The 18,111-nt window shown below is 69.1% G+C and carries 21 protein-coding genes; 6 read left to right on the plus strand and 15 right to left on the minus strand.

The features are described 5' to 3' along the window. Positions 1–50: 50 nt before the first annotated feature. Positions 51–329, minus strand: a complete 279-nt coding sequence (locus tag AAFO60_RS02000; protein ID WP_347954465.1) for an acylphosphatase — start codon at positions 327–329, stop codon at positions 51–53. 5 nt (positions 330–334) lie between these two features. Beyond that, entirely contained in the window at positions 335–742 is a 408-nt protein-coding gene (locus AAFO60_RS02005) for an OsmC family protein (RefSeq protein ID WP_347954466.1), read from the minus strand. 129 nt (positions 743–871) lie between these two features. On the opposite strand from AAFO60_RS02005, the gene AAFO60_RS02010 reads away from it, so the two are divergent. Then, positions 872–1,153, plus strand: coding sequence for a hypothetical protein (locus AAFO60_RS02010; protein ID WP_347954467.1), 282 nt, complete (start codon positions 872–874; stop codon positions 1,151–1,153). Then, on the plus strand, positions 1,054–1,806 hold the full coding sequence (locus AAFO60_RS02015; protein ID WP_347954468.1) for an alpha/beta hydrolase fold domain-containing protein: 753 nt from the start codon (positions 1,054–1,056) through the stop codon (positions 1,804–1,806). Before AAFO60_RS02010 ends, AAFO60_RS02015 begins: the two co-directional genes overlap by 100 nt. Before the next feature lie 156 nt (positions 1,807–1,962). On the opposite strand, the gene mutM is transcribed toward AAFO60_RS02015, so the two are convergent. The 6 genes from mutM to rsmD all read right to left on the minus strand — a co-directional run bounded on the left by mutM (position 1,963) and on the right by rsmD (position 6,101). Then, positions 1,963–2,835: a bifunctional DNA-formamidopyrimidine glycosylase/DNA-(apurinic or apyrimidinic site) lyase gene (gene mutM / locus AAFO60_RS02020; RefSeq protein WP_347954469.1), complete on the minus strand. Its 873-nt coding sequence runs from the start codon at positions 2,833–2,835 to the stop codon at positions 1,963–1,965. After that, on the minus strand, positions 2,828–3,529 hold the full coding sequence (gene rnc / locus AAFO60_RS02025; RefSeq protein ID WP_347954470.1) for a ribonuclease III: 702 nt from the start codon (positions 3,527–3,529) through the stop codon (positions 2,828–2,830). Before rnc ends, mutM begins: the two co-directional genes overlap by 8 nt. Then, positions 3,526–4,035: a YceD family protein gene (locus AAFO60_RS02030; RefSeq protein ID WP_347954655.1), complete on the minus strand. Its 510-nt coding sequence runs from the start codon at positions 4,033–4,035 to the stop codon at positions 3,526–3,528. The genes rnc and AAFO60_RS02030 overlap by 4 nt, the downstream gene beginning before the upstream one ends. A 93-nt stretch (positions 4,036–4,128) precedes the next feature. Then, entirely contained in the window at positions 4,129–4,917 is a 789-nt protein-coding gene (locus AAFO60_RS02035; RefSeq protein ID WP_347954471.1) for a DivIVA domain-containing protein, read from the minus strand. Between the two features lie 123 nt (positions 4,918–5,040). Next, positions 5,041–5,529: a pantetheine-phosphate adenylyltransferase gene (gene coaD, locus AAFO60_RS02040; protein WP_347954472.1), complete on the minus strand. Its 489-nt coding sequence runs from the start codon at positions 5,527–5,529 to the stop codon at positions 5,041–5,043. A gap of 11 nt (positions 5,530–5,540) precedes the next feature. After that, positions 5,541–6,101, minus strand: a complete 561-nt coding sequence (gene rsmD / locus AAFO60_RS02045) for a 16S rRNA (guanine(966)-N(2))-methyltransferase RsmD (protein ID WP_347954473.1) — start codon at positions 6,099–6,101, stop codon at positions 5,541–5,543. Positions 6,102–6,157: 56 nt separating this feature from the next. On the opposite strand from rsmD, the gene AAFO60_RS02050 reads away from it, so the two are divergent. The 4 genes from AAFO60_RS02050 (at position 6,158) to AAFO60_RS02065 (ending at position 9,442) form a co-directional block, all read left to right on the plus strand. Then, positions 6,158–7,060 carry an NAD-dependent protein deacetylase gene (locus AAFO60_RS02050; RefSeq protein ID WP_347954474.1) on the plus strand — a complete coding sequence of 301 codons (903 nt, stop codon included), beginning with the start codon at positions 6,158–6,160 and terminating at the stop codon, positions 7,058–7,060. Between the two features lie 106 nt (positions 7,061–7,166). Continuing rightward, positions 7,167–7,703: a diaminobutyrate acetyltransferase gene (ectA, locus tag AAFO60_RS02055; protein ID WP_347954656.1), complete on the plus strand. Its 537-nt coding sequence runs from the start codon at positions 7,167–7,169 to the stop codon at positions 7,701–7,703. A gap of 39 nt (positions 7,704–7,742) precedes the next feature. Continuing rightward, a complete protein-coding gene (gene ectB, locus AAFO60_RS02060; protein WP_347954475.1) occupies positions 7,743–9,023 on the plus strand; it encodes a diaminobutyrate--2-oxoglutarate transaminase in 1,281 nt (426 codons plus the stop codon). After that, positions 9,020–9,442 carry an ectoine synthase gene (locus AAFO60_RS02065; protein WP_347954476.1) on the plus strand — a complete coding sequence of 141 codons (423 nt, stop codon included), beginning with the start codon at positions 9,020–9,022 and terminating at the stop codon, positions 9,440–9,442. The genes ectB and AAFO60_RS02065 overlap by 4 nt, the downstream gene beginning before the upstream one ends. A 75-nt stretch (positions 9,443–9,517) precedes the next feature. On the opposite strand, the gene proB is transcribed toward AAFO60_RS02065, so the two are convergent. The 7 genes from proB to AAFO60_RS02100 all read right to left on the minus strand — a co-directional run bounded on the left by proB (position 9,518) and on the right by AAFO60_RS02100 (position 18,082). Beyond that, the gene (proB, locus tag AAFO60_RS02070; RefSeq protein ID WP_347954657.1) at positions 9,518–10,636 is read right to left on the minus strand and encodes a glutamate 5-kinase; all 1,119 of its coding nucleotides are present in this window, start codon (positions 10,634–10,636) and stop codon (positions 9,518–9,520) included. Between the two features lie 16 nt (positions 10,637–10,652). Further along, complete coding sequence (gene obgE / locus AAFO60_RS02075; RefSeq protein WP_347954477.1) at positions 10,653–12,149, minus strand: GTPase ObgE; 1,497 nt, start codon at positions 12,147–12,149, stop codon at positions 10,653–10,655. A gap of 107 nt (positions 12,150–12,256) precedes the next feature. Beyond that, a complete protein-coding gene (gene rpmA, locus AAFO60_RS02080) occupies positions 12,257–12,520 on the minus strand; it encodes a 50S ribosomal protein L27 (RefSeq protein WP_347954478.1) in 264 nt (87 codons plus the stop codon). Between the two features lie 35 nt (positions 12,521–12,555). Beyond that, positions 12,556–12,867, minus strand: a complete 312-nt coding sequence (rplU, locus tag AAFO60_RS02085) for a 50S ribosomal protein L21 (protein WP_347954479.1) — start codon at positions 12,865–12,867, stop codon at positions 12,556–12,558. 221 nt (positions 12,868–13,088) lie between these two features. Then, positions 13,089–16,667, minus strand: coding sequence for a translation initiation factor IF-2 N-terminal domain-containing protein (locus AAFO60_RS02090; RefSeq protein WP_347954480.1), 3,579 nt, complete (start codon positions 16,665–16,667; stop codon positions 13,089–13,091). A gap of 369 nt (positions 16,668–17,036) precedes the next feature. Next, positions 17,037–17,453, minus strand: a complete 417-nt coding sequence (gene ndk / locus AAFO60_RS02095) for a nucleoside-diphosphate kinase (protein ID WP_347954481.1) — start codon at positions 17,451–17,453, stop codon at positions 17,037–17,039. Between the two features lie 152 nt (positions 17,454–17,605). Further along, positions 17,606–18,082, minus strand: coding sequence for a hypothetical protein (locus tag AAFO60_RS02100; RefSeq protein WP_347954482.1), 477 nt, complete (start codon positions 18,080–18,082; stop codon positions 17,606–17,608). Between the last annotated feature and the right edge of the window lie 29 nt (positions 18,083–18,111).

Below are 18,111 nucleotides of genomic sequence, written 5' to 3' on the forward strand. Positions count from 1 at the left end.
CGGCCCGGGCCTGCGGTTTCGGTCGCTGCCGCCCCGTCAGGCGCGTCGGCTCAGCGTTCGCGGAATCCGGTCAGGTCACCGCGCGCGGCCTCGAACGACTCGACGACGAGGTCGACTCGGCCCGCGGTGTCTCCCGACCGCAGCTTGCCCAACAACGCCTCGAGTGAGTCGCGCGGTCCTTCGGCGACGACCAGCACGCGCCCGTCGGGCTGATTGGAGGCGTAACCGACCAGCCCGAGCTCCAGTGCTCGCGACCGCGTCCACCAGCGGAACCCGACGCCTTGGACGTGGCCGTGCACCCAGGCGGTCATTCGCTGCGAGGTGCTCATGGCCGCTACTGGGTCTCGATGGTGAGGTCGACCTCGGTACCGGCCTTCAGGGTGCGTCCGACGGTGCAGACCTTGTCGACCGCCCGTTCGACGACCACCAGCAGTCGCTGCGCGGCGTCGGCGTCGAGCTCGGACAGGTCGACTTCGAGGACCTCGGACAGCCGCGGGTACACCTCGTTGTCACGGTCGGCGTCGCCCGAGACGCGGACGGTGGCGTCGTAGTCGTCGCCGAGGCGGCGAGAGAGCGGTCGGTCCGACGACATGCCCGTGCAGGCGGCCAGAGCGATTTTGAGCAGTTCGCCGGGCGTGAAGACGCCTTCGACGTCCTCGGAGCCGATCAGCACCTGCGCACCGCGCGAACTCTGTCCGGTGTATCGCCGGGTTCCGGTGCGCTGGACCCACAGTTCAGTCATGTCGTCATGCCTTTCGTCACGGGAGACTCTTGAGACTACGCACCTGCTGTGACAGACGGGGAGCGGCGTCGGTCACGGGTCGGGCATGCGAGCCTGCGCCGGCCGCGGAAGTTTCAGTAGCGTGACCCCGTGGACTTCTCGCTGCGCAGCCTCAGTCAACCGGTGCCTGCAGTCGAGGCTGCGGCCACCGAGGAGTTCTACGCGGCCAGACCCGCCGGCCGCGGGCCCGAGTGCTACGACGACCTGCTGGCGGTGCGAGCGGAGCGCGACGGACGCTTCGTCGGTTCCGATCGCGCGATCGTCGACTCGGTGTGCGTCGACGGCCGCGTCGTTCCGGTCCGGATCGTCGAACCCGTCGGACGCCCCGCCGTCGGCGTCCTGCTCCATCTCCCCGGCGGGGGTTCTATCTGAGTTCCGCGGTCGCCGACGACGAGCGGAACGCCAGGCGGGCAGATACGACCGGGCTCACCGTGATCAGCGTCGACTACCTCATTGCTCCCGAGTGCCCGTGGCCCGCGGCGCCCGACGACTGCCTCGCGGTCGCCGAATGGCTGATCGATCACGCGCGCGAGCGGTTCGGAACCGACAGACTCCTGCTCGGCGGCTTCTCTGCAGGGGCGACGCTGGTCGCCGTCACCCTGCTCCGGCTTCGCGCCCGAGGGACCGTCGCCGCGTTCGGTGGCGCGGTCCTCGAGGCCGGCACCTACGACTTGACCACGCACAGTCCGTCGGGGTCGGCGGTGTTCGACGACTACTTCGTGGAGGCCTATGCCGGTGGCGTCGCGGACCGCTCCGATCCCGAGGTGTCGCCCGCCTACGGCGACCTGCGAGGCCTGCCGCCGACGCTGTTGGTGGTCGGCAGCGATGACGTCGTGCTGGCCGACAACCTGCTGATGGCGGCGCGGCTGTCGGCGGCCGGCAATCGGGTCGACCTCCGCGTCTACCCGGACGTCCCCCACGGGTTCTCGATCCATCCGACGCCGGTCGGACGTCGTGCCGCGGTCGCCGTCGACGAGTGGTTCGCCGAGCGTATGGCGAGCAGGCATCAGTGGGGTGCGTGCTGAGCGCGCAGGAGTGAGACGGGTGCGCACGGGGCCTCATCGACCCAGCCGAGCTCATCTTCCGCGCGCCAACCAGACGTGGCGATGCTCCCGGGGGTCTCGATGTGGTCGTCGCTGCGCTCCTCCCGTACTCGACCAGCCTAAGAAGCCTCGACTGACCTAAGGACGTCGCGCCCTCGGGACTCGTTGACACGTCGGACACGAGAACGAACTGCGATTCATGAACGACTCGCGGACCATCGGCGCACCGCAACGAGAACACGGCAGCCCTTCGCGGCCGTAGGCGTTCAAGCTGCGCTCGAAGTACCCCGACTGCCCGTTCACATTCACATATAGTTCGTCGAACGACGTGCCGCCGACCTCGATGGCCTCCCCCATCACCGCGGTCACATGGTCGATCAGTTCGCCGAGTGCCGCGCGCGGGATGCCGCGCGTGCGCCGCCGGCCGTGCAGTCGAGCACGCCACAGCGATTCGTCGGCGTAGATGTTGCCGACGCCGGAGATCACCGTCTGGTCGAGGATCGCGCGCTTGATCTCGGTCCGTTTGCTCCGCAGCGCATCGACGACGCCGTCGCGGTCGAAGGCCTCCTCGAACGGGTCGGGCGCGATGTGCGCCACCGACTCGGGCAGCCGCCGACCGCCGACCTCCACGAGGTCGTCGAGGTGCCAGCCTCCGAACGTCCGCTGGTCGACGAACCGCAGTTCGTGACCGTCGTCGAGCACCGCGCGGATGCGAAGGTGCACCGGATCCTCGGCGCCCTGCTCGGCCAGCAGCATCTGCCCGCTCATGCCCAGATGGACGACGGCGGCCACGTCGTCTGCACTGTCGGAGGCCATCAGCCACAGGTACTTGCCGCGTCGTTCGACGCTGTCGAATCGCTTGCCGCGCAACCGGTTCGACAGGTCTACCGGACCGCCCACATGTCTGCGGGCCGCGCGCGGATGCAGCACCTCGACCGATCGGACGGTGGTTCCGGCCAGGTGGGCGGCGAGTCCGAGCCGAATGGTCTCGACCTCGGGAAGCTCAGGCACGGTCCTTGATGGCCTTCCACGCCAACTCCGCGGCGTGCTGTTCGGCTTCCTTCTTGGTCCGGCCGACGCCGTCCCCGAGCCGGTCGCCGCCGACGACGGCCACCGCCGTGAACTCCTTGTTGTGGTCGGGACCGGTCGACGAGATCTGGTACTGCGGCTGGCCCAGGTTCCGTTCGGCGGCCAGTTCCTGCAGCGAGGTCTTCCAGTCGAGCCCCGCGCCGAGGCTGCCGGACCGCTCGATGATCGGCTCGAACAGGCCCAGGATGACCCGCTGCGCCACCTCGATGCCGTGGTCGAGGAAGATCGCGCCGAACAGCGACTCCAGGCCGTCGGCCAGGATGGAGGCCTTGTCCCGACCGCCGGTCAACTCCTCGCCGCGCCCCAGGTACAGGTGCGCTCCGAGTCCGCCCTCCCCCAGCTCGCGCGCCACGTCGGCCAGGGCGTGCATGTTGACGACGCTGGCGCGGATCTTGGCGAGCTCGCCTTCGGGTCGGTTCGGGAAACCCAGATAGAGCCGTTCGGTGACGACGACGCCGAGCACCGCGTCGCCGAGGAACTCGAGTCGTTCGTTGGTGGGCAGGCCGCCGTTCTCGTAGGCGTACGACCGATGGGTCAATGCCAGGGTGAGCAGCTCATCGCTGATCGTCACCCCGAGCACGTCGGTGAGAAGAGTCGAATCGGGGCGTTTGCTCACTGCTCCCGCCCTTCGCCGGCCTGCGGCTGGTCGGTGGCCACCTTGTCGGCGAGCTTGGCCCACCGCGGGTCGATCAGGTCGTGACCGTGGTCGGGTTCGGCGTCGGCGAGCTTGATCCCGCACTCCGGGCACAGCCCCGGGCACTCCGGGTCGCACAGCGGCGACATCGGCAGCTCGGTCGCCACCGCGTCGATCACCACCTGCTCGAGGTCGATCTGCTCGTCGACGATCCGCTCGACCTCCTCGTCCTCCTCCGCGGTCCGATCGGTCTCGCTGTCGGGGTAGGCGAACAGTTCGGTGAGGTAGACGGTGACGTCCTCGTCGATGGCGTCCAGGCAGCGTCCGCACTGTCCTTCGGCGTGACCGCTGACCGTGCCGGTCACCAGAACTCCCTCGGTCACCGACTCGAGGCGCAGATCGAAGTCGACGTCGGCGCCCACCGGGATCCCGATCATCTCGGCACCGAGCCGGTGCGGAGCCTGGATCGTCCACGCGCGCTCGACCATCGAGCCGGCACGACGGGGCACGGACCGGACATCGATCACGAAAACAGAATCAGTCACTCAGACGATGTTACCCAGTCGATCCGAAACGGATGATCAACCCGCCATCTGAGCGGGACCGGGCTCCGGCGCGGCGCCGCCGCCATGGCTGTACTCGACGTAGTCGTGCATGCCCGCGCCGGTCCGGAGCTGCTGGCGCCCGCGGTTCACCGACCGCAGCGTCCCGGTCAGGATCTCCTCGAAGTCGGCCAGCTTGTCGTCGACGTAGATGTCGCAGTCGCCCCGGAGGCGATCGGACTCCGCGTGCGCCGCGTCGACGATCCGTTCGGCTTCGGACTTCGCCGCCGCGACGACCTCCGACTCGGAGACCAGCCGCTGCTGCTCGGCGATGCCGTCGGCCACCGACTTGCTGTAGCTGGAGTTGCCCGCCTCGACCACGCGTGAGGCCTCCGCGCGGGCACGGCCGGTGACGGCCTCGTACTCGCGGGCCGCACTGTGCTCGAGTCGCTGCGCCTCGTCGGATGCCTCGCCGACGATCGCCTGGGCGTTTCCGTTGGCCTCGTCGAGCATCCGGTCGGCGCGCGCTTTGGCCTCGGCCAGGATGCGGTCGGCCTCGGCGCGGGCGTGGGCGATCATCGACTCGGAGTCGTTCTCCGCACCCGTGATCAGCCGGTCGGACTGCTCGCGGGCATTCGAGACGAGCGTGTCGCGCTCGTCGAGCACGTCCTGCGCGTCGTCGAGCTCGGCGGGCAGCGCATCGCGCAGGTCGTCGAGCAGCTCGAGCACGTCGCCTCGCGGAACCACGCAACCTGCGGTCATCGGCACGGTTCGGGCCTCTTCGACGATCGCGACCAGTTCGTCCAATGCTTCGAATACGCGATACACGGTTACCCCAATCCGGCTCAACCAATCGATTCGGCGGCCATTGATGTCACTGAAGGCCATTGTGCCGAATGTTGCTGCGGTGGCACCGGAGGCGACCGGGGCGTGTCGCCGACTGCGCGACCGTCAGGCGCGTCGGGTCTGCGCCAGCCGATCGAGCAGCGCCGAATGAATGTGCTCGGACAGGTAGGGCGTCACGTCGCCGCCGAGGCGCGCGACCTCCTTCACCAACGAACTCGACACGTGCGCGAAGCGCGGGTCGGTGAGCATGAAGTAGGTCTCGCAGCCGGTGAGTTCGCGATTCATCTGCGCCATCGGGATCTCGTAGGCGAAGTCGGCCTCCGACCGCAGCCCCTTGACCATGGTGTCTGCCTTCTCCTCCAGCAACAGATCGACGACCAGTCCGGTCCAGCTGCGCACCTCGACGTTCGGCAGATCGGCGCAGTCCGCCTCGATCAGGTCGATGCGCTCGTCGACGGTGAACATGCCCTGCTTGTTCGGGTTGACGACGACCGCCACGACGACTCGGTCGAAGCGCGCCGCCGTGCGTTCGACGACGTAGCGGTGGCCGAGGGTGAACGGATCGTACGAACCGGGGCAGACTGCAGCGCTCATAGGTGGTGAATCTACGCGACGGGTGCGTCGCTGCCGCCGACCACCACGACGGTGTCGCCGTACTGCTTGGTCGCCACCTCGTCGATGCCCGCAGGCCAGGTGATCGGGTCGCTGCGGCGAGCGCGTTCGACGACGATCCAGCCGCCGGGGGCGAGCACGGCGGCGCATCCGGCGATGACCGCATCGCACTGCTCGGTCGTCACGTCGTACGGCGGATCCAGGAAGATCAGGTCGAAGACGCCCGACTGCGCCGCCACGAAGGCCTCGGCGGTCCGGTTGACCACCCGCACCCGGGCACCCGCACTGCACACCGCGATGTTGTCCCGCAGCACCCCCGCGGCACGACGGTCGGCCTCGACGAGAACGGCCGACGCCGCGCCGCGCGAGACGGCCTCCAGACCGAGCGCGCCGGTCCCGGCGTACAGGTCGAGCACCCGCAGGTCGGCCAGATCCATGCGCGAGCCGAGCATCGAGAAGACCGCCTCGCGGACGCGATCGGAGGTCGGACGGGTGGTGTCGGCCGGAACAGCGAGCCGCCGACCGCGGAATTCGCCGGCGATGATTCTGGTCATATCGTCGAAATTCTAGTGCATCCGCGGTACCGCCCCGCCGCAGTAGCGTGGAGACCATGCGCACCCGCACCACCGCGTGGACCCCGGCACCGGCCACCGTCGCCGACCCCGACCCGCAGGCGCGGGCCGCCGAACTCGCCGCCCTGATGCGCGACCGCCGGGTCGTCGCCCTGACCGGCGCCGGCCTGTCGACGCCGTCCGGGATCCCCGACTACCGCAGCCCCGACTCGCCCGCCCGAGCGCCGATGACGATCGACGCCTTCCTCTCCTCCCCCGACAGCCGGCGCCGGTACTGGGCGCGCAACCACATCGGCTGGCGACACATGGACGCCGCCGCACCGAACGCCGCCCATCGCGCCCTGCGCCGACTGCAGGAGTGCGGCACCGTGTCCGGGGTCATCACCCAGAACGTCGACATGCTCCACATGAAGGCCGGCTCCGCCCCGGTCGTCGATCTGCACGGCTCGTACGGGCGCGTGCGCTGCCTCGACTGCGGCGCGCTGATGTCACGGCACGGCCTGGCCGAGGCACTCGAGGCCGCGAATCCGGGCTACGCGCAGTCGATGACCTCGCGCGGCGCCATCGAGGTCGCGCCGGACGCCGACGCCGCTCTCGAAGACATCGGCGACTTCCAGATGATCGACTGCCCCGCGTGCGGCGGCACTCTCAAGCCCGACATCGTCTACTTCGGCGAGACGGTCCCGCGACCGGTGGTCCGCGCCGCATTCGACCTGGTCGACGCCGCCGACGCCCTGCTCGTCGCCGGTTCATCGCTGACGGTGATGTCGGGTCTGCGCTTCGCCCGCCACGCCGCGGCCACCGGCAAGCAGGTGGCGATCGTCAACCGCGGCGCGACGCGCGCCGACGCCCTCGCCACGATCAAGATCGATCACCGCTGCGAGGTGATCCTGCCCGCCGTCGCCGATGCAATCGTCGGCCGACGGTCGTCGTTACTGTGACATATGCCACACGGGTCGCCTGTACTGCACAAAGGCAGGCTTCGACGGCACCGATATCGAATCCACCATGACTTTCACTTGGATGGTCGATAGCCTCGGTCACGTCATGAACCCGAATAACGAGTTACCGGACACAGACACCGGAAATACGGCCGCCTTCCGGCGGCCGCGGGCCCGTGACGGACAACGGATGTGGGAGATCGCCCGTGATTCGCGGGTTCTCGACGTGAATTCCCCATATGCGTACGTCCTATGGTCACAGGACTTTTCCGAGACGTCGATCGTGGCTGAGATCAACGGTCGAACAGTCGGTTTCGTCACCGGATATCGCCGACCAGACAATCCACACATCCTGATGGTGTGGCAGGTCGCCGTCGACGACGCGCACCGTGGAAAGCAGATCGCCAAGCGCATGCTGTGCGAACTGTTCACCCACTGCGCCGCGGCCGGTGTCACCGACCTCAACACCACGATCAGCCCCGACAACCAGGCGTCTGCGCGCCTCTTTGCAGGCGCCGCCCGAGCGCTCGGCCTGCACTTCTCCTGCGAGCCGTTCTTCAGCGCAGACCTGTTCCCCGCCGAGCCGGAGTCCGACTCCCACGAGCGCGAGGACCTGTATCTGCTGACACCGAATCCCCGATAAGGGCGAAATCGGTACAACTCAACGAGGACATCTTCGACTATGACTATCGAAATTGCACTGGACGATCGAACTTTCACCGAACACGAATCTGAAGTCCGCTCCTACTGCCGTGATTGGCCGACCGTCTTCGACACCGCACAGGGCAGCTGGCTCACCGACGTCAACGGCAATCACTATCTCGATTTCTTCGCCGGGGCCGGCGCACTCAATTACGGACACAACGATCCGGTCTTGAAGGAAGCCCTGATCGACTATCTCGTTCGAGACGGGATCACCCACGGACTCGACATGTCCACTCGCGCCAAAGGCGAGTTCCTCGAGGCCTTCGCCGGCTTGATTCTTCAGCCGCGCGGACTCGACTACAAGGTCCAGTTCCCCGGCCCCACCGGCACCAACGCCGTGGAGGCCGCACTCAAGCTGGCCCGCAAGGTGACCGGCCGCGAGGCGATCATCAACTTCACCAACGCCTTCCACGGCATGACTCTCGGCTCGCTGGCGGTCACCGGGAACGCGATGAAGCGCAACGGCGCCGGCGTCCCGCTGGTCCACACCACGCCGATGCCCTTCGACAACTACTTCGACGGCAGCGTCGAGGACTTCGCCTGGTTCGAGCGCGTGCTCGACGACTCCGGCTCCGGCTTCAACCTTCCCGCCGCCGTCATCGTCGAGACGGTGCAGGGCGAGGGCGGCGTCAACGTCGCGCGCGCCGAATGGCTGCGCGGACTGGCCGACCTCTGCAAGCGTCGCGACATCCTGCTGATCGTCGACGACGTCCAGATGGGCTGCGGCCGCACCGGCGACTTCTTCTCGTTCGAAGAGGCCGGCATCGTCCCGGACATCGTCACGCTCTCCAAGTCGATCGGCGGCTACGGTCTGCCGCTCGCCCTGACCCTGATGCGGCCCGACCTCGACGTCTGGGAGCCGGGTGAGCACAACGGAACCTTCCGCGGCAACAACCCGGCCTTCGTCACCGCCACCGCGGCGCTGCGCAAGTACTGGTCGGACGACTCGCTGTCGGTTCAGGTCAAGGCCAAGGGAATCGAGATCGCCGAAGCCTTCGACGAACTGTGCCGTCGCCACTCCGGCCTCTCGCACCGGGGCCGCGGCATGGTCCGGGGCCTGGTCTTCGAACAGGCCGAGCTCGCCGACCGCGCCTGCGCGATCGCCTTCGGCAAGGGCCTGCTCGCCGAGACCTCCGGCCCCGATTCGGAGGTCGTCAAGCTGCTGCCGCCGCTGACGATGAGCAGCGACGATCTCGCGCACGGCCTGGCCCTGCTCGGCGAAGCCGTCGACGAGGCCTTCCAGGAGGTGGGCAAGTGATCGTCCGTACCACCGAGGAGATCACCGGGACCGACCGCGAGGTCGCCGACCCGAAGGGCAACTGGGTCTCCAAGCGGATCGTGCTCGGCGGCGACGGCGTCGGCTTCTCGTTCCACGAGACCACCATCGCGGCCGGCTCGATCAACGAGTTCCACTACGCGAACCACATCGAGGCCGTGTGGCTGATCGAGGGCTCCGGGTCGCTCCTGGATCGCGAGACCGGCAAGATCTACCCGCTGCGCGCGGGCAGCATGTACCTGCTCGACGGGCACGAACGCCACACCGTGACCGTCGACGAGCAGATGCGGATGCTGTGCGTGTTCAACCCACCGGTCGTCGGCACCGAGGTCCACGACGAGAACGGCGTGTATCCCCTGGTCCCGGTCCCGGCACCGGCCGGCAGGCATCACCGCGGCTGAGCGCGGGCCATACGCGAAGACCACCCCGGAGCACGAGAGATCGTCGCTCCGGGGTGGTCTTCGTCTCCGGTGGTGCTAGGTGCGCACCAGATCGTCGGCGTGAATGATCGGACGCTGCAGGTCGGGCGGGAGGTCGGCGGTCGAGCGGCCGATCATCTTCACCACGTCCTCGGCGTCGTACGAGGTGACTCCGCGCGCGCGGACCGTGCCCGTGCTGTCGAGCAGTTCCAGCACGTCGCCGTCGGAGAAGTCGCCGCGCACGGCGGTCACCCCGGCGGGCAGCAGGGAGCGGCGACGGCCGCAGACCGCGGCGACGGCGCCGTCGTCGAGCACCAGCGAGCCGTGGGTCTCAGCGGCGTGCCGCACCCAGAACCTCCGCGCCGAGAGCCGGGTCGGTCGCGGTTTGAAGACCGTTCCGACCGACGCGTCCGCCAGCGCGGCTCCGGCCTGCTCGGCGGCGGCCAGGAGCACCGGCACGCCGGAGTCGGCGGCCAGCCGCGCGGCCGCCAGCTTCGACGCCATCCCGCCGGTGCCGAGCGCGCCGCCGGTGCCCGCGATCACCCCGTCGAGGTCCTCGGGGCCGTCGACCTGCTCGATCAGGCGAGCGGGCTGTCCGTCGGGACCGGGCTTGCGGGGATCTCCGTTGTAGAGTCCGTCCACGTCGGAGAGCAGGACCAGCGCATCGGCGTGCACCAGGTGTGCGACGAGCGCGGCGAGACGATCGTTGTCGCCGAACCGGATCTCGTTGGTCGCCACCGTGTCGTTCTCGTTGACCACGGCGACCGCGTGCAGGGCCCGCAGGCGGTCGAGCGTGCGCTGGGCGTTGGCGTGGTGCGCCCGGTTGGAGATGTCGTCGGCGGTGAGCAGCACCTGCCCGACCGTCCGGTCGTAGCGCGCGAACGAGGTGCCCCAGGCGTGCGCCAGCCTGAGCTGCCCGACGCTGGCCGCGGCCTGTTTGGTCGCCAGATCGCGCGGGCGCTTCTTGAGGCCGAGGGGCGCGATCCCCGCCCCCACCGCGCCCGACGACACCACGATCACGTCCGACCCGGCGCGCATGCGCGCTTCCAAGGCGTCGACGAGCGCGTCGAGCCGCGCGTAGTCGATCCCGGTGACCATGTCGGTGACGGCCGACGAGCCGATCTTGACCACGACGCTGCGTGCGTCGGCGATCACCTGTCGCGCCGCGCTGATCATCGGGTCGGCACCGACCTCACTCGTCATCGTCGTCGTCATCGAATTCCTCGCCGCCCCAACCCAACTCCGTGTCGTCGGTGGCCACACGGCGCATCTTGCGCGCCAGCTTGCGTTCGGCTGCGCCGACGCGGTCGTTGCGTTCGAGCCGCACGTCGGTGCCGCGGCCGGTCAGCGGGACCTCGTCGCCCATCGCGGCGGTCGGCTCCCAGTCGAAGGTCATCGAGCCGATGGTGACCGGCGCACCGGGCTTGGCGCCGCGCTTGACGAGTGCGGCCTCCACACCCAGCCGGTTGAGCCGGTCGGCGAGGTAGCCCACGGCCTCGTCGTTCTCGAACTGAGTCTGTCGCACCCAGCGTTCGGGCCGGGCGCCGCGCACGATGTATCCGCCCTCCACGTCCGGATCGGGAACGACGGTGAACTCCGCCTGATCGACCGCCTTCGGGCGGATGACAGGGCGCGGGGCCTCCGGCTTCACCGCGACGGCGCGGTACTGCGCCACGAGTTCGGCGAGCGCGAAGGTCAGCTCCGACAGGCCCTGGTGGGCGATCGCCGAGATCCGGAAGACCGGCCATCCGCGCTCGGCGATGTCGGCCTCGACGAGGTCGGCGAGCTCGGCGGCTTCGGGGATGTCGACCTTGTTCAAGATCACCACCCGGGGGCGGTCGGCGAGATCGCCCAGCGAGTGGTCGGCGTCGAGCGCCGGCCGGTACGCGGCCAGTTCCGCTTCGAGCGCGTCGATGTCGGAGACGGGATCGCGTCCCGGCTCCAGGGTGGCGCAGTCGACGACGTGCGCGAGCACCGCGCAGCGCTCCAGGTGACGGAGGAAGTCCAGTCCCAGGCCGCGCCCCTGCGACGCTCCGGGGATCAGACCGGGCACGTCGGCGATCGTGAAGACCTCGGCCCCCGCGGTCACCACCCCGAGGTTGGGTGCCAGCGTGGTGAACGGGTAGTCGGCGATCTTCGGTTTGGCCGCCGACAGCACCGACACCAGCGAGGACTTGCCGGCCGACGGGAAGCCTACGAGGCCGACGTCGGCCACCGACTTGAGCTCCAGGACGAGTTCGCGTTCGTCACCCGGTTCACCCAGCAGTGCGAAGCCGGGCGCCTTGCGCGCACGCGAGGCCAGCGCGGCGTTGCCCAGCCCGCCGCGACCGCCTTGCGCGGCGACGAACTCGGTGCCCGCACCGACGAGATCGGCGACGACCTCGCCGTCGGTGTCCATGACGACGGTGCCGTCGGGCACCTTGAGGATCAGATCCTCACCGGCGCCGCCGTGACGGTTGCCGCCCATTCCCGGTTTGCCGTTGGTGGCACGCGCGTGCGGACGGAAGTGGAAGTCGAGGAGGGTGTGAACCTGCGGGTCGACGATGAGTCGGACGTCGCCGCCGCGTCCGCCGTTGCCTCCGTCCGGTCCGCCGAGTGGCTTGAACTTCTCCCGGTGCACGGAGGTGCAGCCGTGGCCGCCGTTGCCGGCGACGACGTCGATCTGCACGCGGTCGACGAAGCGTGACATGTTCTCGCCTTCCTCAAAGGGGTGATGATATGCCGACAGGGCGGGTCAGGGTGTCAAAGTGACCCTGACCCGCCCTGTCGAAAGAGCTTAGGTGTTCGGATGCCAGGTCAGACTGCGACCGGCTCCGGGACGATGTTCACGGTCTTGCGGCCGCGCTTCACGTCGAACTTGACCGCACCGGCGGCAAGCGCGAACAGGGTGTCGTCCTTGCCGCGGCCGACGCCGATTCCGGGGTGGAACTTGGTGCCGCGCTGACGGACCAGAATCTCGCCGGCGTTGACGGTCTGGCCGCCGAAGCGCTTGACGCCGAGTCGCTGGGCATTGGAGTCGCGACCGTTGCGCGAACTCGATGCACCCTTCTTATGTGCCATCTGACTGTCCTCCTGAAAGTTCTGACGAGCGAGTTCTACTTGATACCGGTGACCTTGAGGACCGTCAGCTGCTGACGGTGACCCTGGCGCTTGTGGTAGCCGGTCTTGTTCTTGAACTTGTGGATCCGGATCTTCGGTCCCTTGACGTGCTCGACGACCTCACCGGTGACCGAGACAGCGGCCAGCTTGTCTGCGTCGGTGGTCAGGTTCGCACCATCGACGACCAGCGCCACCGGCAGCTGCACAGTGCTGCCCGGCTCGCCGTCGATCTTCTCGACCTTCACAGTGTCACCCTCGGCGACCTTGTACTGCTTACCGCCGGTCTTGACGATCGCGTACGTTGCCATTCCCGCTGTCCTCTTAACTCGTCATCGGGCCGGATTCCGCAGGTCATCCCTGCCCACCGGCGTAATTTAGTGTGTATGGCTCCGATCCCCGGGACCGGCAACCCCCTCCTGCCGATGCGCGCAGCAATCCGCGCGCCTGCAGAAGGCGACCTGTCAAGGCTACGGTACCCGCCGTGTCCAGGTCAAACTCTCGGCGCGCTCGGTGCGCGCCGAGAGAAATGTCACTGCTGAGCGGGCGGCGGACCGGCCACTCGCCGACCGCTGCGTCGGCGCGCGGTGCGCTTGACGGCCACCACGGGTTCACTCGCCTGCGGCGCCACGGTCGTCACCGGGGTGTCCGGGACGGTCGCTTCGACCGGCTCGGCGACCGCGGTCGGGGCCGCTGTCCGACGAACCGCCCGCCGACGCCGACGAACCGTCGGAGCCGGCGAGGTGTTCTCGCCCGCTTCCCGGTCGGCCGACGCTGCGACGGCGGCAGCCGGTTCGACCGCAGCCGGTTCGGCCCCAGTCTTCTCGGTCCCAGTCTTCTCGGCCCCAGTCTTCTCGAAGACCGTCTCCGTGCTGACCTGCTCGACGGCGGCCGCGACGACCACGTCCTGCTCGGCCTCGACGACCACCACGGTCTCGACCCGGGTGGCCTCGACCGTCACCGATTCGGCGTGGTCCCGAGACTGACCGTGTTCGTGCCCGTGATCATGCCCGTGATCGTGGTCGTGCCCGTGCAGTTCCTCCCCGTGCGCCATCGCCCGGAACATCGGATGCTCGGAGGCCGGCTTGTGCGCGACCTTCGGCTGCTCGGGCGCCGGCGTCTGCGGCTGGTCCGAACTGCGACGCCGCGACCGCCGCGACCGCTTGGAGCCGCCGTCGCCGTTGTCGCCGCGCGCGGCGCCGTCGGCCGGGCGCACCTCGACCGGGTTCGCGTGGACGATGACGCCGCGGCCCGCGCACGTGGTGCAGGTCGTGGAGAAGGCTTCCAGCAGGCCGGTGCCCAGCCGTTTGCGCGTCATCTGGACCAGTCCGAGCGAGGTGACCTCCGACACCTGGTGCCGCGTGCGGTCTCGGGCGAGAGCCTCGGTCAGACGCCGCAGCACCAGGTCGCGGTTCGACTCGAGGACCATGTCGATGAAGTCGACGATGATCATGCCGCCGATGTCGCGCAGACGCATCTGGCGGACGATCTCCTCGGCCGCCTCCAGGTTGTTGCGGGTGACCGTCTCTTCGAGGTTGCCGCCGGAACCGGTGAACTTGCCGGTGTTGACGTCGACGACGGTCATCGCCTCGGTGTGCTCGATGATCAGCGTGCCGCCCGACGGCAGCCAGACCTTCCGGTCGAGCGCCTTCGCCAGCTGCTCGTCGATGCGGTACACCGCGAACGAGTCGGGCGAATCGGCGTGGTTCTTGGTGAACCGGTCGAGTCGCTCGGCGAGGTCGGGTGCCACGTCGCCGACGTAGTCGGAGACCTGGGCCCAGGCCCGGTCGCCTTCGATGACCAGCTTCCGGAAGTCCTCGTTGAACAGGTCGCGCACCACGCGCACCAGCAGGTCGGGCTCTTCGTAGAGCGGCTTCGGCGTGCCCGAGCCCTTGGCCTTGTGGTCCTCGGCAGCCGCCTGCACGCCTCGCCACTGGGCTTCCAGACGCTCGATGTCGGCGCCCAGTTCTTCGGCGCTGACGCCCTCCGACGCGGTCCGGACGATCACGCCCGCCTCGTCGGGGACGATCTTGGCCAGGATCTGCTTGAGCCGACGACGCTCGGTGTCGGGCAGCTTGCGGCTGATCCCGGTGGACGTCCCGCCGGGCACGTACACCAGGTAGCGACCGGCGAGCGAGATCTGCGTGGTCAGCCGGGCGCCCTTGTGGCCGATCGGATCCTTGCTGACCTGCACCAGCACGTGATCGCCGGGCTTGAGCGCCTGCTCGATCTTGCGCGAGCCGCCGTCCAGGCCGGCTGCCTCCCAGTTCACCTCGCCCGCGTACAGGACGCCGTTGCGCCCACGGCCGATGTCGACGAAGGCCGCCTCCATGCCGGGCAGCACGTTCTGCACGCGGCCCAGGTAGATGTTGCCGACCATCGACTGCGAGGTCTCGGTGGTGACGAAGTGCTCCACGAGCACGCCGTCCTCGAGAACCGCGATCTGGGTGTAATCCTCGGTGGGCGCGGCATGCGGCTCGCTCGAGGTGATCGCCGAGTTGGCGGCCCGCTCACGCACCACCATGACTCGCTCCACCGACTCGCGGCGGGCCAGGAACTCCGACTCGGTCAGGATCGGCGGGCGACGACGCCCGGCGTCACGCCCGTCACGGCGACGCTGCCGCTTGGCCTCCAGGCGGGTGGATCCGGAGATGCCCTGCACCTCGTCGCGGACCCGCTTGGTCCGCGGTTCGCGCTCGTGGACGACGGTGTTGGGCGGATCGTCGGATGCCGACTCGTCGGTATCGGAACCACCGCGACGACGCCGACGCCGACGCCGACGCTTGCTGGACGGCACCCCGCCGTCCGCGTCGTCGGTCTCGGTGTCGGTGGATTCGGAGTCTGCGGATTCGGTGGCTGCGGATTCGGAGTCTGTGGATTCTGAGTCTGCGGAAGCCGTGCCCGCGGACTGCGTGTCTGCTGATTCGGCGTCGGCGACCGCGCTGCCCGCGCCCTCACCGTCGGCGGCCGCGCGAGCCGTCGTGGCCGAGGCCGAGGCGGCTTCGGCACTCGAGTCGGCGCGAGCGGCCTCCGCGCCCGTCTCCTCCGAGTCGGCGGTGCCGTCGTGGTCGGTGCCCTCGCCGTCAGTTCCCTGGTCCCCGCGTCCACGGCCGCGGCCGCGGCGCCCGCGACGACGCCGGCGGGACCGGCTGTCGTGATCGGAACGGTGACCGTGGTCGGCCCCGTTATCGGATGTCTCGGTGTCGGAAGTCTCGGTGTCAGCGGCTTCGGTGTCGGCTGCCCCGGTGTCGGCGGCTTCGGCTCCCTGATCCGATGCTCGATCGGTCGACGCCTCGGGGGACGCCGCGATGGTCTCGTCGGCACCGGTGCTCTGCTGTGCACTCTCGTCGGGGGTCGACTCCCCCGCGACCGGCTCGTCGTCCGAAGAGCCCGGCACGGCCTCCGCTGACTCGACCGGAGCCGCCTTCTGCGCGGCGGTCTTCTTCTCCGCCGTCTTCTTCTCCGCAGACTTCTTCTCTGCCGCCTTCTTGCCTGCGGCCTTCTTACCCGCCGTCTTCTTGCCCGCCGCCTTCTTGCCCGCGACCTGCCCCGACTCGGCCTCGTTGGCGGCACCGTCGGTCGCCTCGGTCGTCGTGCCCTCGGTCGTCGTGGCCTCGGTCGTCGTGGCCTCGTCCGAGTCAGCCGCTGCCTTCGCTGCGGCCTTCTTGGTGGTCTTCTTAGCCGGCTTGGCGGCCTTCGCCGCCGCCTCGGGTTCGGCGGAGATGAACAGCGGCGCCGAGGCGTCCGCGCGGGAGGCGGTGACCGGCTGCGGAGTCTCGACGGCAGAGAACAACGACGGCGCCGACGCGCTCTCGGAGGCCGGGGCGGCCTCGGCACCGGCAGCCTCAGGGCCGGCAGTCCCAGGGCCGGTGGTCTCGGCACCGGCCGCGTCGCCGCCGGTGATGCGGAGCTCGACGGCTTCAGCGTCGGCCCGCGAGATCGACGACTGCGCGGTCCGCGCCGTCACTCCCATCTCGTGCAGGTGCGCCAGCACCTGCTTGCTTGTCATCCCCAGAGCGCGAGCGAGTGCATGCACGCGGAGTCGGAGGGGGAACTTTTCCGCAGACTGATCAGCCGAGGTGGCGTCAGTCGGCGACCCGTTATCGGTCACGTGGTCTCCTCAAGACCCCCGGGCGCGTCGTCGCAATGATCGGGAACAACGCGGCCACGCGAGGGCCTTTTCCAGTGTGTGCCGGCCGAGAGGGCCGGGTGTTATGTGGTCTTCGCGTCGTCAAGACGCCTTGCGCGACGCAAGGCTCGGACCAAAGCCGGACCCCGATGGGGGTCGGACGGAACCGGGTACCTGTATCTGGCTGTTGCGTCGATCGTCGGCGCCAAAGCGTGAAGCCGACGACTAGGCAAGTATCCCACATCACGGGCGCATGCCCGCACACGAGTGACGAAAAGGACGCCCGCGTCCTTGACGCAGTGAAGCCCCGGACCGTCCGGTCCGGGGCTTCCTCGGGTGGTCAGCGACCGATCAGCGGCTCAGCGCCGGGAACCAGAGTGCGATCTCGCGGGCCGCGGACTCGGGCGAGTCGGATCCGTGAACGATGTTGAACTGCGTCTCGAGACCGAAGTCACCGCGGATGGTGCCGGGGACGGCCTTCTCGACCGGGTCGGTGCCGCCTGCCAGCTGACGGAAGGCGGAGATCGCGCGCGGCCCCTCGACGACGGCGGCGACGATCGGACCGGAAGTGATGAATTCGAGCAGCGAGGCGAAGAACGGGCGCTCAGCGTGCTCGGCGTAGTGCTCGGCTGCCACCTCGGCGGTGACGGTGCGCAGTTCGAGTGCGGCCAGGGTCAGGCCCTTGCGCTCCACGCGTGCGAGTACTTCGCCGACCAGTCCGCGCTGGACACCGTCGGGCTTGATGAGGACGAGAGTCTGTTCAGTCACGCAGGACACTGTAGCGACCCGCGCCTGGCCCCGCTGCACACGAGTCCGTTCACCGACGCCGTCGGCGCGACCACCGGCCCGCGACAACGCGCCGACTGCCGTTCGTGCCAGTGTTGCCGTTCGGTCCGGTACTGCTATTCGAGTCAGGACTGCTATTCGGGGCAGTACTGGCGCTCGACGGCGAAGAAGCCGTAGTTGAACAGCCCGCCGGCACCGTCTGCGGTGTCGACGATGATCTGCAGGCAGGCGCCGGGAGTGGCGACCGCTGCGTCCAGCTCACGCGCCAGGCTCGCCGCCATCTGCTTGTTGGCCGCCCGATACTGTCCGGGAACCGGCAGGTTCGCGATCACCGAATCGGCCCCGCGGGCGTCGAGCCAGAGGGTCGCCGACCGGGTGGCGAGGTAGCCGAGCGCACCGCTGCGCACGGGCATCGGCACGCTGGGCTCCACGGCGTCCGCTTCCGCATTCGGGGCGGTCTCCCCATGCGGGGCCGGTTCAGCCTGCAGAGCGGGATGCTTCGAAGTCGGCGCCGCCGACGCCGTCGGCGCCGACCAGAACGCCGCCGCAGCCGTCAACGCTGCCGCCGATGCGATGATCGACCTCATCGCCTTCCCCATCGTCTTCCCCACTGACCTGATCCTCCCGACGTCGGTGAACA

This window comes from Gordonia aichiensis (genome assembly GCF_039946255.1).
In the GTDB taxonomy this organism is placed as follows: domain Bacteria; phylum Actinomycetota; class Actinomycetes; order Mycobacteriales; family Mycobacteriaceae; genus Gordonia; species Gordonia aichiensis_A.

Excerpts from the sequence above, each read along its gene's own strand:
- AAFO60_RS02000 (WP_347954465.1), bottom strand. The coding sequence starts at position 329 with ATGAGCACCTCGCAGCGAATGACCGCCTGGGTGCACGGCCACGTCCAA.
- AAFO60_RS02005 (WP_347954466.1), bottom strand. The coding sequence starts at position 742 with ATGACTGAACTGTGGGTCCAGCGCACCGGAACCCGGCGATACACCGGA.
- AAFO60_RS02030 (WP_347954655.1), bottom strand. The coding sequence starts at position 4,035 with ATGGTCGAGCGCGCGTGGACGATCCAGGCTCCGCACCGGCTCGGTGCC.
- coaD (WP_347954472.1), bottom strand. The coding sequence starts at position 5,529 with ATGAGCGCTGCAGTCTGCCCCGGTTCGTACGATCCGTTCACCCTCGGC.
- rsmD (WP_347954473.1), bottom strand. The coding sequence starts at position 6,101 with ATGACCAGAATCATCGCCGGCGAATTCCGCGGTCGGCGGCTCGCTGTT.
- AAFO60_RS02050 (WP_347954474.1), top strand. The coding sequence starts at position 6,158 with ATGCGCACCCGCACCACCGCGTGGACCCCGGCACCGGCCACCGTCGCC.
- ectA (WP_347954656.1), top strand. The coding sequence starts at position 7,167 with ATGAACCCGAATAACGAGTTACCGGACACAGACACCGGAAATACGGCC.
- ectB (WP_347954475.1), top strand. The coding sequence starts at position 7,743 with ATGACTATCGAAATTGCACTGGACGATCGAACTTTCACCGAACACGAA.
- proB (WP_347954657.1), bottom strand. The coding sequence starts at position 10,636 with ATGATCAGCGCGGCGCGACAGGTGATCGCCGACGCACGCAGCGTCGTG.
- obgE (WP_347954477.1), bottom strand. The coding sequence starts at position 12,149 with ATGTCACGCTTCGTCGACCGCGTGCAGATCGACGTCGTCGCCGGCAAC.
- rpmA (WP_347954478.1), bottom strand. The coding sequence starts at position 12,520 with ATGGCACATAAGAAGGGTGCATCGAGTTCGCGCAACGGTCGCGACTCC.
- rplU (WP_347954479.1), bottom strand. The coding sequence starts at position 12,867 with ATGGCAACGTACGCGATCGTCAAGACCGGCGGTAAGCAGTACAAGGTC.